This window comes from Qipengyuania mesophila (assembly GCF_019711655.1).
GTDB lineage: Bacteria > Pseudomonadota > Alphaproteobacteria > Sphingomonadales > Sphingomonadaceae > Qipengyuania > Qipengyuania mesophila.
In genome coordinates, this window is record NZ_JAIGNU010000002.1 from 282489 (window position 1) to 295322 (window position 12834).

Sequence of the window (12834 nt, forward strand, 5' to 3'; positions counted from 1 at the left end):
CCGCGCCCCTGCCCCATCGTCCGTCAGAATGCCAGCGGCATCACGACCTTGACGCCTTCGAGCGCGCAGGCCGCCTTGACCACCTCGGGCGGGATCGGCGCATCGACGCTCAGCAGCAGCACCGCTTCACCGCCCGCCTGGCGGCGGCCGAGGTGGAAGGTGCCGATGTTGATGCCGTTTTCGCCCAGCAGCGTCCCGATGCGGCCGATGAAGCCGGGCGCGTCCTCGTTGACGATGTAGAGCATGTCGCCCGACAGTTCGGCCTCGATCCCGACGCCGAACATCTCGACCAGCCGCGGGGCATCGGCGCCGAACAGCGTGCCGGCGACCGAACGGTCGCCCTGTTCGGTGCCCACCGTCACGCGGATCAGCGTGTTGTAGGCGCCTTCCTTCTCGTGCCGGATCGAACGCACGTCGAGCCCGCGTTCCTTGGCGAGATAGGGCGCATTGACCATGTTCACCGTATCCGAATAGCAGCGCATCAGACCCGCCAGCACCGCGCCCTCGATCGGCTTGCCCGACAATTCGGCCGCCGCGCCTTCGCGCTCGATGCTGATCTTGGTAAGGTTGCCATGCGCCAGCTGGCCGACGAGGCTGCCGAGGTTCTCGGCAAGCTTCATGTAAGGCTTCAGCTTGGGTGCTTCCTCGGCGCTCAGGCTCGGCATGTTGAGCGCATTGGTAACGCCGCCATTGACCAGATAGTCGGCCATCTGCTCGGCCACCTGCAGCGCCACATTGACCTGCGCCTCGGTGGTCGATGCCCCAAGGTGCGGGGTGCAGATGAAGTTGGGCTTGCCGAACAGCGGGCTGTCCTTGGCCGGCTCGGTCTGGAACACGTCGAGCGCCGCGCCCGCGACCTGCCCGCTGTCGAGCGCCTCGGCCAGCGCCGCCTCGTCGATCAGCCCGCCGCGCGCGCAATTGACGATGCGCACGCCCTTCTTGGTCTTGGCGAGGTTCTCGGCCGAGAGGATGTTGCGCGTTTCGTCGGTCAGCGGCGTGTGCAACGTGATGAAGTCCGCCTTGGCGAGCAGCGTGTCGAGATCGGCCTTCTCGACGCCCATCTCGATCGCGCGCTCCTCGGTCAGGAAGGGATCGTAGGCGACGACCTTCATTCTCAGGCCGAGCGCGCGGCTGGCGACGATGCTGCCGATATTGCCCGCGCCGATCAGGCCGAGCGTCTTGCCGGTCACTTCGACGCCCATGAAGTCGTTCTTGGGCCATTCGCCCGCCTGCGTGCGCGTGTTCGCCGCGGGAATCTCGCGGGCGAGTGCGAACATCATGGCGATGGCGTGTTCGGCGGTGGTGATCGAATTGCCGAAAGGCGTGTTCATCACCACCACGCCCTTGGCGCTGGCGGCGGGGATATCGACATTGTCGACCCCGATCCCGGCACGGCCGACGACCTTGAGATTGTCTGCTGCTTCGAGGATATCCTTGGTGACCTTGGTCGCCGAACGGATCGCGAGGCCGTCGTACTGGCCGATCACGGCCTTGAGCTCGTCGGGCGTCATGCCCGGCTTCACATCGACGTCGCAGCCGCGCTCTTCGAAGATGCGCGCGGCATTGGGGTCCATCTTGTCGCTGATGAGGACCTTGGGCTTGCTCATGACAGATACTCCTGTCGTTCACCCGGCACGGGCCGGGACATGATTTGGAAAAGGGATTGGCGGCGGCCCGGAACGCGGGCCGCCAGCCGGATCAGCCGTTCTTGACCTGCTCGTAGGCCCACTCGATCCACGGCAGGAGGCGCTTGAGGTCCTCCTGCTCGACCGTGCCGCCGCACCAGATGCGCAAGCTCGGCGGGGCGTCGCGATAGCCGTTGAAGTCGTAGCCGACGTCGCGGTCTTCGAGCAGCTTGACGATCTTCTTCGGCACCGCCGCCTTGTCCTCGTCGGAGAGGCCATCGTACCATTCGCCCTGGAAGACGAAGCACACGCCGGTATTGGTGCGCTTGGCCGGGTCGGAGACCATGTTGCGCAGCCACGGCGTCGCCTCGATCCAGTCGAGCACGATCTTGGCATTGGCGTCGGCGCGTTCGAACATCGCCTTGCGGCCACCGAGCGCCTGCGCCCATTCGAGCGCATCGATATAGTCCTCGGTCGCGAGCATAGAGGGCGTGTTGATCGTCGCGCCTTCGAAGATGCCCGTATTGATCTTGCCGCCCTTCTTGAGGCGGAAGAGCTTGGGCAGCGGCCAGTCGGGATCGTAGCTCTCGATCCGCTCGACCGCCTTCGGCGACAGGATCAGCATGCCGTGCTGGGCTTCGGAGCCCATTACCTTCTGCCAGCTGTAGGTCGTGGCATCGAGCTTGGCCCAGTCCATCTCCATCGCGAAGACGGCGCTGGTGGCATCGTTGATCGTCACGCCTTCGCGGCCCGGGGCAAGCCAGTCGGTATTGGGGATTTTCGCGCCCGAGGTCGTGCCGTTCCAGGTAAAGACGACGTCGCTTTCCTGCGGGATGCTCGCGAGATCGGGGATCTCGCCGTAATCGGCGTCGAGCGTGGTCAGCTGCGGCAGCTTGAGCTGCTTGACCGCGTCCTGGATCCAGACATTGCCGAAGCTTTCCCATGCCGCCACGGTCGCTGGGCGGTCGGGCCGCAGCATCGTCCACATCGCGCATTCGAGCGCGCCGGTGTCCGATGCGGGCATGATGCCGACGAGGTAATCCTCGGGCACGCCGAGCAGCTCCTTCGACAGGTCGATGGCGTATTTCAGCCGCGACTTGCCGAGCGCGCTGCGGTGCGAGCGGCCGAGCGATTCGGTTTTGAGATTGGCGGCAGACCAGCCCTTGTGCTTGGCGGTCGGACCGGACGAAAAGAAGGGGCGCTCTGGCTTGAGCGTCGGTTCGGCAGTCATGTATTCTCTCCTTGCAGAGAGCTCGCGCGGCGTTGGGACCGCGTGGCCCGACAGCCGAACTAATGTTGCGCCGCAGCAAGTCAATGCGAAATACCTATGCAGCGACGAAGCGTAGCTGCGACACGGCAGGCTCCCTCTCGCCAAAGCGGCACCAATTCCCTAAGGGCGCGGCGATGGATGTGACCGATCTCCGCATCGCGCTGTTCAGCGGGAACTACAACTACACCCGCGACGGCTGTAACCAGGCGCTCAATCGCCTCGCCGAATACCTGCTGCGGCAGGGCGCGGCGCTGCGCGTCTATTCGCCCGTGGTCGCCGAGCCGGATTTTCCGCCGACCGGCGACCTCGTCGACGTGCCCAACATGCGCATGCCGGTGAAGAATCGCGGCGAGTATCGCCTCGGCCTGCCGCTCGACGCCAAGGCGCGTGCCGATCTGGAGGCCTTCGCTCCCAACACGGTCCACCTCTCGGCGCCCGACTTCACCGGACATTCGGCACTCAACTGGGCGCGCAAGCATGACGTTCCCGTGCTTGCCTCGGTCCACACCCGGTTCGAAACCTATCCCCAATATTACGGCATGGGCTTCCTCGAACCGGCGGTGATCGCGCTGTTGCGTCGATTCTACCACCGTTGCGACGCGCTTGTGGCGCCGTCGCAGAGCCAGATCGACGAGCTCAAGGCGCAGGGGATGCATGACGACATCAGCATCTGGTCGCGCGGCGTCGACCGGACGGTGTTCCATCCTTCGAAACGCGATCTTGAGTGGCGCCGCTCGCTCGGCCTTGCCGACGACGACGTCGCGATCGTCTTTCTCGGACGGCTGGTGATGGAGAAGGGCCTCGACGTCTTTGCCGAGACCATCGTCCAGCTGCGCAAGCGGCAGGTGCCGCACAAGGTCCTCGTGATCGGCGACGGGCCGGCGCGCGGCTGGTTCGAAAAGGCGCTGCCGGGCGGCATTTTCGCCGGATTCAAGACCGGGGCCGACCTCGGCAAGGCACTGGCGAGCGGGGATATATTCTTCAATCCCTCGATCACCGAAACCTTCGGCAATGTCACGCTCGAGGCCATGGCCTGCGGCTTGCCGGTGGTTGCCGCCGGCGCTACCGGCGCCGCCAGCCTGGTCACCGACGGCGAGACCGGTCGCCTCGTGCCCCCGGGTAAGCCCGATATCTTCGCGCCAGCCTGCGCCGAGGCGCTCGCCCCCTATTGCCTGGACGACGAGCTACGCCTGCGTCACGGCGCCAACGGCGAGAAGGCCGCCGGCGCCTACTCGTGGGACGCGATCAACCAGGCGGTGGTCGACACATATATGCGGCTCCACGAACAGCGCGCCGCCGAAGCAGCCTAGTTCAGCGCAGAACCCCGGCAGCCTTCTGGCTGCGCGCGTACCACCACTGCAGTACGACCGCGAGGATGATCACCAGCGGCATGATCTTGCCCATGGTGTTGTCGGCCAGCTGCGGCGGCAGATCGATGGTGTACTGATAGGCGAAGCTCAGTATCGCGCCGACCAGCGAGACCAGAAACGCGGTGACCGCAAAGCGCGAGCGGAGCAGCAGGAGCACCGAACCGGCGACCGAGCCCCAGACGCCGAGTGCCCACAGGACATCGGCCCAGACCGGGAAGCTGTCGAGGAAGGCGATCGATTGGTCGACCGACATGCCCATCGGCCCCATCGTCGCTTCGAGATAGGCCGGATCGCGCAGTTGCGACATGGTGTAGTCATAGCCGCCGAAAGCATTCCACAGCAGCGATACGAGCCCCACCACCCACAGGTGCCACGGTGCCTTGCCTGGATTGTCCATCGTCTTCCCTCCCTGTGACGAACTGCGGGGAAGGATAAACCTCGCCCCGCGGAACGTAAACAGGGGGACGCTCAGAGCCGCTCGATCTTCTTCGCGAGTTCGTCGACCAGGTCGACGATTTCGCGAATCGTCTCCTCGTCTAGCTTGCCCGAACGCGCACGGTTCTTGAGCACACCCGCGAGATTGCCGATCGCACGGAACATTTCGGGCGTGGCATAGGCGCGGCGGTGCTCGCCGTGACCCGAGAGGCGTTCGAACAGCGCCTCGACTTCGTCGGCCCGCTCGTCCAGTTCGGCGCGGCCCGCCTCGGTCGCTTCATAGGCTTTGCGCGTCTCGTCGCCCGTCGCCTGCGCGATCGCGCCCTCGTCCTCGAGCAGCGCCAAGGTGGGATAGATCGTCCCCGGGCTGGGCGCATAGGCGCCCTCGGTCAGTTCCTCGATCGCCTTGATCAATTCGTAGCCGTGGCGCGGATCGTCGGCGACGAGTTTCAGCAACACAAGCCGCAATTCACCCGATCCGAACATGCGGCGACGGCGACGCCCTCCACCGCGCGGACCGAAGTCGAAGGTCCAGTTCGGCCCGCCGAATCTCGCCGCAGCGCCGAAACCGTCGCCGCAATCGGCCTCCGACATCATCGCCGCCACGAAAGGCCAGCCGCCCATCTTGCGCATCTTGCGCCACTTGTGAGCCTTGTGCATCGCGCTGTTCCTTGTCCTATCTTCGATAGCTCTAAGATATATCGTAAAGAGCGCTACGCAAGAGGGCGATGCAAATCCTCGGCGAAGGCCCTATGTCAGCCGACCAATGGCCGACTTGTTTCCCGACGATACTCCACAGCCCCGCCCCGCCGACACGCCGCGCGAGGATGCGCCGCTCGCCGACCGTCTGCGCCCGGCGAGCCTCGACGAGGTCATCGGGCAGGAGCATCTCACCGGGCCCGAAGGCGCGATCGGGCGGATGGTCGCGGCGGGCCGCCTGTCGAGCATGATCCTGTGGGGGCCGCCGGGCACGGGCAAGACCACCATCGCCCGGCTGCTCGCCGACAGTGTCGGCATGCGCTTCGAAAGCGTCAGCGCGGTGTTCAGCGGCGTCGCCGACCTCAAGAAAGCCTTCGCCGCCGCCGACAAGGCCGCCGAAGCGGGCCAGCGCACGCTGCTGTTCGTGGACGAGATCCACCGCTTCAACCGCGCCCAGCAGGACGGCTTCCTGCCGTTCGTCGAACGCGGCACAGTGACACTGGTCGGTGCGACCACCGAGAACCCCAGTTTCGCGCTCAATGCCGCGCTGCTGAGCCGCGCGCAGGTGCTGATCCTCCAGCGGCTCGACCGCGAGGCGCTCGGCCAGTTGCTCGATCGTGCCGAGGAACTCGAAGGGCCGCTGCCACTCACCGCCGAGGCGCGCGATGCGCTGGTCGCGAGCGCCGATGGCGACGGGCGCTTCCTGCTCAACCAGGCCGAAACGCTCTACAATGCGAAGATCGGCGAGCCGCTCGACCCGGCGGGCTTGGGTGCATTCCTGCAGCGGCGCGTGGCGGTCTACGACAAGGACCGCGAGGGGCATTACAATCTCATCTCCGCACTCCACAAAGCGGTGCGCGGGAGCGACGTGCAGGCGAGCCTCTATTACCTCGCGCGCATGCTCACCGCGGGGGAGGAGCCGCGCTTTCTCGCCCGCCGCCTCGTCCGCATGGCGGTGGAGGACATCGGCATGGCCGACCCGCAGGCGCTGGTGCAGTGCATGGCGGCGAAGGACGCCTACGAATTCCTCGGCAGCCCCGAGGGCGAACTCGCGCTGGTGCAGGCCTGCACCTATCTCGCCACCGCGCCCAAGTCGAACGCGGTCTACAAGGCGCAGAAGGCTGCGTTCAAATCGGCCCGCGAAACGGGCAGCCTGATGCCGCCGCAGAACATCCTCAATGCACCGACCAAGCTAATGAAGAATATCGGCTATGGCGCGGGCTACAACTACGATCACGACGCCGAGGACGGCTTTTCAGGCGACGACTTCTGGCCCGCGGAGATGGAGCCGCAGAACTATTACGAGCCGGTCGAACGCGGCTTCGAGCGCGAGGTGAAGAAACGGCTCGACTATTGGGACAAGCTGCGGCGCGAGCGTGGCTCGCGATCAGGCAGCCATGCGGTAGCGCAAGACAAGGGTGCCTAGCTTCAGCCATTTCCTCGCGATCGACTGGTCGGGAGCGAAAGGTCCGGTCCAGAAGGGCATCGCGCTGGCGCTGGCGCATGCCGAGGGCGGACCGCCGGTGCTGGTCGAGCGCGGACGCGGCTTGTCGCGCGAGGATGTGCTCGCCTTGCTGCGCGAGGATCTGCCCGAGCACACGCTGGTCGGGCTCGATCTCGGCATCGCGCTGCCCTTCGCCGATTGCGGGGCTTTCTTCCCAGGCTCCAGCCACTCCCCAAACGACGCCCCCGAACTCTGGGCGCTGATCGACGATGTCTGTTCGCGTGATGCCAATCTCGGGGCGCAGGCCTTCGTCGACCATCGCGAGTTCCGGCCCTATTTCCGCGACGGGATCGAGACCGGGCCCCATTTCGGCTGCGACGGCGCCGCGCATGGTCGCGGCCGCTTCCGCGTGACCGAACGGGCGCAGGCGGCCATGGGGTGCAAGCCATATTCGAACTTCAACCTCGTCGGCGCGGCGCAGGTCGGGAAATCGAGCCTGACGGGCATGCGCATGCTACATCAGCTGCGCGGGCATCTGCCGGTCTGGCCGGTCGATCCGCTGCCGCGCGAGGGCTCCGCCGTCGTCGAAATCTATACCAGCCTCGCCGCGCTCGAAGCCGGGCGCAGCGCGACCCGGGCGAAGATGCGCAACCACGATGAACTGAATGCCGCCCTGGCCTCGCTGGGAAGCCCACTCATTGCCGGATCGGGGCCGATCGACGACCATTCCTCCGACGCGCTGTTGACTGCCGCCTGGCTCCGCAAGGTCCATCGCGACCCCGCGCGGTGGCACCCGGCCGGACTTTCACCCGGCCTTGCCCGTACCGAGGGCTGGACCTTCGGCGCGCTCTAGGCCACTTCCCATCAGGGAGGGGCCATGGCCGATACCGAACCGCTGATCGAATTCCTGTGCGATCCCGCGCTCGAGGGGAGCATTCCGCCCCCAGAGCGCGCGGTTCGTTTCGCGCCCGAATGGTTCAAGCGGCTCGATCGCGAACTGGGCGTGCCCGATGCGCACGGCCTGCCCGGGCTGACCGTGAAGGCTTGCCTTCCCGTCACCGACGCCTTTTCTCTCGGCTATGTCATCCCGCTGCCCTTCGACGTCATGCTGCGCGTGCCGGAGGATCGCGTTGCGATCCAGCTCGGCTGGGGTCCCGATGTCCCCTTCCAACCGGTCGAGCAGCACCTGCCGGAGCAGATCGGCGCGCCCGAACATCCCTTCGAGAGCGCGATGCCCTTGAAGTTCATCAATCCGTGGCGGATCAAGGTGCCCGAAGGCTATTCGGTGCTCTTCGCGCCGCCGTTCAGTCGGCCCGATCTGCCCTTCACCTGTTTTTCGGGCCTGGTCGATTGCGACCGCTTCGCCACCACGATCAACTTCCCTTTCCTGTGGACCGGCGAGACGGGCGACCACTACCTGCCCGCGGGCACGCCTCTGGTGCAGGCGGTCCCGATCCGCCGCGACGCGCTGCTCAAGCAGGCGCAGGCTCGCGCCGCCACCGAGGAGGAGCTGGCCGAACAGGACGCGGCCAGAGCCCGCAAATATGGCGAGGAATCGGTCTATTCGCGCGAGTGGCGCGAGAAGAAATGAGCGCTGGATTGGAGGGTCCTGGTGGAGCCGAGCGGGATCGAACCGCTGACCTCGTCATTGCGAACGACGCGCTCTCCCAACTGAGCTACGGCCCCGTTCCAGGTTTGCCGCACCGCCGCCTGGCAGCGGTACGAGGCGCGCCGTGTAGCCAATTGCGGCGCGCCTGAAAAGAACCAATATTTTCAATTCTGCGGTGTGTCGTCCTCGCCCGCATCGTTGAGGATCGGCTGGATGACAGGAACCGAAGAGCGCGTCTCGTCGACCGGGACGACGGGAATCTTCGCCCCTGTCTCGGGATCGACCACCTTGGCTTCCTGCAACGGCACGGCGCTGAGCATGGAGGGATCGGCGCCCGGCCCCGGAAGCCGCTGCGCACGCGCCCTCATGACCGCGACATAGCCGGGCTGCGAGGCGCCATAGCGCTCGCCATAGCGTGCATCCCAGGCGGAGGATTCGCGCTCGTATTGCTCATAGGCCTGGAAGAAGCGTTCGAAAGGTCCTTCGAAGGCCGCGAAATTGGCCAGCCCGAAGGCGAGCGGATCGACCTTCTCCGAAGCCAGGTATTGCTGCGAGATGCCCAGCGCGGTGCGGCAGAAGTCGGCCCGTGCGGGCGGCAGCGCGAAATAGTTGTAGACCATCGTCATCTGGCTTTCGCGCGCCTGGATCGCCGACCGGCCCTTGCCGTATTCCTTGCCGTAGGCGGCATCGATCCGGTCGTTCACCTGCTTCAGCGGCCGGGCATAGTCCTTGATGTAACTGCTGTAGGCATCGAGGATCGGCTGGTACTGCGGGTCGAGGCAATTGAGCGCGGCGACGTTCCACGCCGAACGGAAGTGCCACACCTTCTCGTCGTCCGAAATGCCGAGATTGACCGTTTCGCGCAGCCCGAGCGAATTCACCGGGGGGATGTCCATGACATAGGACGCCTGACCCGGCGGCAGCGGGCGGATGGGCACCGCTTCGACCACCGGCGGCGGTGGCGGCGGGGGGGGCGGAGGCGGGGTCGTGCAGGCCCCGAGAGCGGCGAGACCGGCGGCGGTCGCCGCCATGCGAATGGTGATGTTCAAACCGCGGCTCATGGCGCGCAGACCCTCCTCGATAAAGCTGTCGTTCATCCTGCGACCCCCTCCCTTGACGGGGGATGAAGCAGGCCTGCCTAGACGTTGCGCGAACCAAAGAAAATGCCCGGGGTGCTGGTTACGCCCCGGGCACGATCAAGCGATTCCTGTGTGCGACGAGCGGATCAGTCGCGGCTGCCCATGAAGCGCAGCAGGAACAGGAACATATTGATGAAGTCGAGATAGAGGCTCAGCGCTCCCATGATCACCGCCTTGCCGGCAAACTCGGTACCGCGCAGGTACTGGTATTCGCGCTTGAGGCGCTGGGTATCCCAAGCCGTCAGACCGGCGAAGATGAGCACCCCGAGGAAGCTGACCGCGAGCGCCAGCGTGCTCGACTGCAGGAAGATGTTGATCACCATCGCGATCAGCAGGCCGATCAGGCCCATGACCAGGAAGGTGCCGAAGCCCGACAGATCCTTCTTCGTGGTGTAACCGAACAGGCTGAGGCCAGCGAAGGCGCCGGCGGTGGCGAAGAAGGTCGCGGCGATGCTTTCACCCGTATAGACGAGGAAGATCGTCGACAGCGACAGGCCCATCACGGTGGCGAAGGCCCAGAACATCGCCTGCAGCGTGCCCTGGCTGAACTTGTTGATGCCGAAGCTCATCGCGAAGACGAAGACCAGCGGCGAGAGCGCCACCAGCCACATCAGCGGGCCGCTGGCAAAGGTCAGCGCCAGGCCGCTGCGCGCCGTGAGCAGCGCGACCAAGCCAGTCAGCAGCACGCCCGAGGCCATGTAGTTGTAAATCTTGAGCATGTGGGCGCGCAGGCCCGCATCGAAGGTTTCCTGCCTGGCAACGGCGTCGCCGGCGCGCGGCACGGTGCCGAAGCCCAGTCGCTGGTCGGTGTCGTTCCAATTGGCCATCTCTGTGCAACTCCTCTTGGCGGGGCGGCGATACGCCCCGCTCCGTGGGCCGAATATCGGCATTCGGGCCTGCAATTTCAAGCAAAACCGGCCCGGGATCGCCGAGCGCGCATTCCCCCTCGACGAAGGGGCGATCAGGCCTCGCCGGCGGCGTCCACCATGGCCGCTTCGAGCGCCTCGGCCGGCGTCCGGCCGCCCCAGAGGACGAACTGGAACGCCGGATAGAAACGGTCGCATTCGTCGACCGCGATCTCGACCAGCGCCTGCGCCTGGCCGAGGCTCAGCAGCCCCTCGTCGCCGAGCATGGTCCCGTTGCGATAGAGCAGCACGCCGCCATTCGACCAGATGTCGAAATGGCCGAGCCACATCTGCTCGTTGACCAGGCTGACGAGCTCGTGCGCGGGCGCCAGCTTGTCCTTCGAAATGCGGATGTCGGGCAGGCAGAGGATCTGCAGCACCAGGTCCTCCGGGCGCCAGATGCCGCGCAGCTGGTAGGTTGTCCAGCTACCCTGGATTTCACCGCTCATCTCGGTCGGCGTCGATTCGCAGGGCCAGCCGCGCGCCTCGAACAGCGCCACCAGCATGTCGAGCGGCGCCGCGTCCTCTTCCGCCTCGAAGCGGTCTTCTGCTGGTCTCATCGAAGCTGTCCCGTGCCCGTCATAACCTGCTGGATGCAGAAACGCGGGGGCGCTTGGCAATGCGGGCGGGGCTCGACGCTGGGGAGAACCGCGCTGGCTTGTGCAAAGCTTGTGAACAAGTGGGCGCACGGCGTTAACCGTGCTCGTTGGTCACAGCTTGTCGATCTTCTCGCCCTCGGCGCTGGTGAAGGGGAAGGAGTCCAGCCCCAACTTCCTGAGTTCATTCACCATTTCGCGCGCGCTTTCGGCGCTGTCGAAGGGTCCCGAAAGCAGCCGGTTGGCTTCGCCCCACGGGGTGACGAAGGGCCCCTTGCCATCGAGCTTGCCTTCCGCCTTGCGCGTGATCCTGCGCCAGTCGAACTTGAGCGCGTCGGTATCCTTGCCGGTCGCCACCTGCACCCAGTGGCGCGAAGGATATGCAGGTGGAGGCGGCGGCTTGGGGGCCGCGCGCTCGCGCGGGATGTCGATGCGCGTGATATCGACCGCGCCGCTGGCAGCGGGAGCGGGAGCTTGCGGCTCGAGCGTGAAGCCGCTGAAGGCATCGGCGACGCTTGCCGGGCCTGGTTCGGGCGACGGTGTCGGCGCAGGAGATGGTGTCGGCGTGGGCGACGGCGCGGGTGACGGCGGCGGCGCGTTCGTGGCGGACCTTGCCATATCCGGCTCCGCCTGTGCGATCACGACCGGAGTCGCCCGCGACGCCCCTGACTCTCCGGCAGGCGCGGGGTCATTGCCTCCGATGTTCGTGGCTTGCGGCGGAACCGGAGTCGGCGGCGGCGAAGCGGGCGAGGATGGTTCGCGCTCCTGCCGCTGGATTGGAGTGGCGCTGACCGCCCTGCTGCGGGTCATGTCCGGCCGTCGCCGGTTCTGGCGATTGCGCGGATCGCTCGCCGCCGTTGCGGATGCAGAAACGGGCTGCGCTGGTGCCGTATCGGCGCGCGCCAGCTGCGGCGGCGGCGGCGAATAGCCCGCGATCTCGGCATCGTCGGTGCCGATGCTCGCTGTGCGGGGAAAGATGCCGAGATTGGCGGCGGCGGCCTGCTGCGCCTTGGTCAGCCGGGGCATGTAATCGAAATAGGCTGCCATGCGCGACCCGACACCCGCCGGGAGCATCGTATCGGCGATCTCCTTGGCGGCGCGCGCCTCGCCAAGGATCGCCAGCCCGAATGCGCGCGTGCGGTACGCCGTCACGTCACGCTTCTCCAGCAAGGGCAGCAGGGTGGCTTCGAAGCCCTTGCGGTCGCCGGTGATCGCCTGGCTCAGCGCAAGGCGGCGGGTGGCCTCTGCACCCGCGCCATTGGCCAGCGCGAGGCGGTAGAAATGCTGGGCGCTCGCAGCATCGCCGACCAGGTCGAAGGCGAGCCCGCGGTCCTCCGCCATCGACGCCAGCGGGGCCCCTGCCTTTTCCGCTTCGGCGAAGAGGCGCAGCGCCTCTATCGGCCGGCGCGAGCGGGTGTAGGCGCGGGCCAGCCCCAGCTTTGTTCGCGGATTGCCCGGCGAAAGTTCGTTCGCGCGGCCGAAGAAACCTATCGCCGCATCGATGTCGCCAAGCTGGAGCGCGGCCTCGCCCGCATCGAGGAGGGCGTTCGTGTCCGCCGCATTGCGGGCGAGGCGGGACAGCGCCTCGCTCAGCTTGCGCTCGCCTTCCCCGGGCAGGGGCTGGACGATCTCTCGCTGGGCCGCGGCCGGCGGTGCATGCGCAGTTACGGCCAGCAGCGCAGCCGCAGTCGCAAGTCGCCGGTTCGAAATCATATCCCGCTCCCCTCGGCGCGGGCATCATC

Annotated in this window: 12 protein-coding genes and 1 tRNA gene; 4 read left to right on the forward strand and 9 right to left on the reverse strand. The window is 66.4% G+C overall.

Annotated elements, in window-relative coordinates:
• Positions 1 to 23: 23 nt before the first annotated feature.
• Together serA and K3181_RS11115 are read right to left on the reverse strand one after the other, a co-directional pair.
• On the reverse strand, positions 24 to 1607 hold the full coding sequence (gene serA, locus K3181_RS11110; RefSeq protein ID WP_221603172.1) for a phosphoglycerate dehydrogenase: 1584 nt from the start codon (positions 1605 to 1607) through the stop codon (positions 24 to 26).
• Between the two features lie 91 nt (positions 1608 to 1698).
• Complete coding sequence (locus K3181_RS11115; RefSeq protein WP_221603173.1) at positions 1699 to 2856, reverse strand: phosphoserine transaminase; 1158 nt, start codon at positions 2854 to 2856, stop codon at positions 1699 to 1701.
• 173 nt (positions 2857 to 3029) lie between these two features.
• Here K3181_RS11115 and K3181_RS11120 point away from each other — a divergent pair, with 173 nt between their 5' ends.
• Entirely contained in the window at positions 3030 to 4205 is a 1176-nt protein-coding gene (locus tag K3181_RS11120) for a glycosyltransferase family 4 protein (RefSeq protein ID WP_221603174.1), read from the forward strand.
• Between the two features lies 1 nt (position 4206).
• Here the strand turns inward: K3181_RS11120 and K3181_RS11125 are convergent, their stop codons facing one another.
• Both K3181_RS11125 and K3181_RS11130 read right to left on the reverse strand, forming a co-directional pair.
• Entirely contained in the window at positions 4207 to 4662 is a 456-nt protein-coding gene (locus K3181_RS11125; RefSeq protein ID WP_221603175.1) for a hypothetical protein, read from the reverse strand.
• A 71-nt stretch (positions 4663 to 4733) separates the two neighbouring features.
• Entirely contained in the window at positions 4734 to 5360 is a 627-nt protein-coding gene (locus K3181_RS11130; protein ID WP_247715078.1) for a PadR family transcriptional regulator, read from the reverse strand.
• 106 nt (positions 5361 to 5466) lie between these two features.
• Here K3181_RS11130 and K3181_RS11135 point away from each other — a divergent pair, with 106 nt between their 5' ends.
• The 3 genes from K3181_RS11135 to K3181_RS11145 are packed head-to-tail and all read left to right on the forward strand — an operon-like array spanning position 5467 to position 8434.
• Complete coding sequence (locus tag K3181_RS11135) at positions 5467 to 6825, forward strand: replication-associated recombination protein A (protein WP_221603176.1); 1359 nt, start codon at positions 5467 to 5469, stop codon at positions 6823 to 6825.
• On the forward strand, positions 6818 to 7696 hold the full coding sequence (locus tag K3181_RS11140) for a hypothetical protein (protein WP_221603177.1): 879 nt from the start codon (positions 6818 to 6820) through the stop codon (positions 7694 to 7696). The genes K3181_RS11135 and K3181_RS11140 overlap by 8 nt, the downstream gene beginning before the upstream one ends.
• A gap of 24 nt (positions 7697 to 7720) precedes the next feature.
• Entirely contained in the window at positions 7721 to 8434 is a 714-nt protein-coding gene (locus K3181_RS11145; RefSeq protein ID WP_221603178.1) for a hypothetical protein, read from the forward strand.
• Positions 8435 to 8453: 19 nt separating this feature from the next.
• Here the strand turns inward: K3181_RS11145 and K3181_RS11150 are convergent.
• The 5 genes from K3181_RS11150 to K3181_RS11170 all read right to left on the reverse strand — a co-directional run bounded on the left by K3181_RS11150 (position 8454) and on the right by K3181_RS11170 (position 12805).
• A tRNA-Ala gene (locus K3181_RS11150) sits at positions 8454 to 8529 on the reverse strand.
• Between the two features lie 87 nt (positions 8530 to 8616).
• Positions 8617 to 9549 carry a hypothetical protein gene (locus K3181_RS11155; protein WP_247715079.1) on the reverse strand — a complete coding sequence of 311 codons (933 nt, stop codon included), beginning with the start codon at positions 9547 to 9549 and terminating at the stop codon, positions 8617 to 8619.
• Positions 9550 to 9677: 128 nt separating this feature from the next.
• On the reverse strand, positions 9678 to 10418 hold the full coding sequence (locus K3181_RS11160; RefSeq protein ID WP_221603179.1) for a Bax inhibitor-1/YccA family protein: 741 nt from the start codon (positions 10416 to 10418) through the stop codon (positions 9678 to 9680).
• Between the two features lie 134 nt (positions 10419 to 10552).
• Positions 10553 to 11056, reverse strand: a complete 504-nt coding sequence (locus tag K3181_RS11165; RefSeq protein ID WP_221603180.1) for a type III secretion system chaperone family protein — start codon at positions 11054 to 11056, stop codon at positions 10553 to 10555.
• A gap of 150 nt (positions 11057 to 11206) precedes the next feature.
• Complete coding sequence (locus tag K3181_RS11170) at positions 11207 to 12805, reverse strand: SPOR domain-containing protein (protein WP_221603181.1); 1599 nt, start codon at positions 12803 to 12805, stop codon at positions 11207 to 11209.
• Positions 12806 to 12834: the final 29 nt, after the last annotated feature.

Coding starts and splice junctions, on each gene's coding strand:
- K3181_RS11145 (WP_221603178.1), top strand. CDS start 7,721: ATGGCCGATACCGAACCGCTGATCGAATTCCTGTGCGATCCCGCGCTC.
- K3181_RS11115 (WP_221603173.1), bottom strand. CDS start 2,856: ATGACTGCCGAACCGACGCTCAAGCCAGAGCGCCCCTTCTTTTCGTCC.
- K3181_RS11160 (WP_221603179.1), bottom strand. CDS start 10,418: ATGGCCAATTGGAACGACACCGACCAGCGACTGGGCTTCGGCACCGTG.
- K3181_RS11155 (WP_247715079.1), bottom strand. CDS start 9,549: ATGAACGACAGCTTTATCGAGGAGGGTCTGCGCGCCATGAGCCGCGGT.
- K3181_RS11165 (WP_221603180.1), bottom strand. CDS start 11,056: ATGAGACCAGCAGAAGACCGCTTCGAGGCGGAAGAGGACGCGGCGCCG.
- K3181_RS11130 (WP_247715078.1), bottom strand. CDS start 5,360: ATGCACAAGGCTCACAAGTGGCGCAAGATGCGCAAGATGGGCGGCTGG.
- K3181_RS11120 (WP_221603174.1), top strand. CDS start 3,030: ATGGATGTGACCGATCTCCGCATCGCGCTGTTCAGCGGGAACTACAAC.
- K3181_RS11170 (WP_221603181.1), bottom strand. CDS start 12,805: ATGATTTCGAACCGGCGACTTGCGACTGCGGCTGCGCTGCTGGCCGTA.
- serA (WP_221603172.1), bottom strand. CDS start 1,607: ATGAGCAAGCCCAAGGTCCTCATCAGCGACAAGATGGACCCCAATGCC.
- K3181_RS11135 (WP_221603176.1), top strand. CDS start 5,467: ATGGCCGACTTGTTTCCCGACGATACTCCACAGCCCCGCCCCGCCGAC.
- K3181_RS11125 (WP_221603175.1), bottom strand. CDS start 4,662: ATGGACAATCCAGGCAAGGCACCGTGGCACCTGTGGGTGGTGGGGCTC.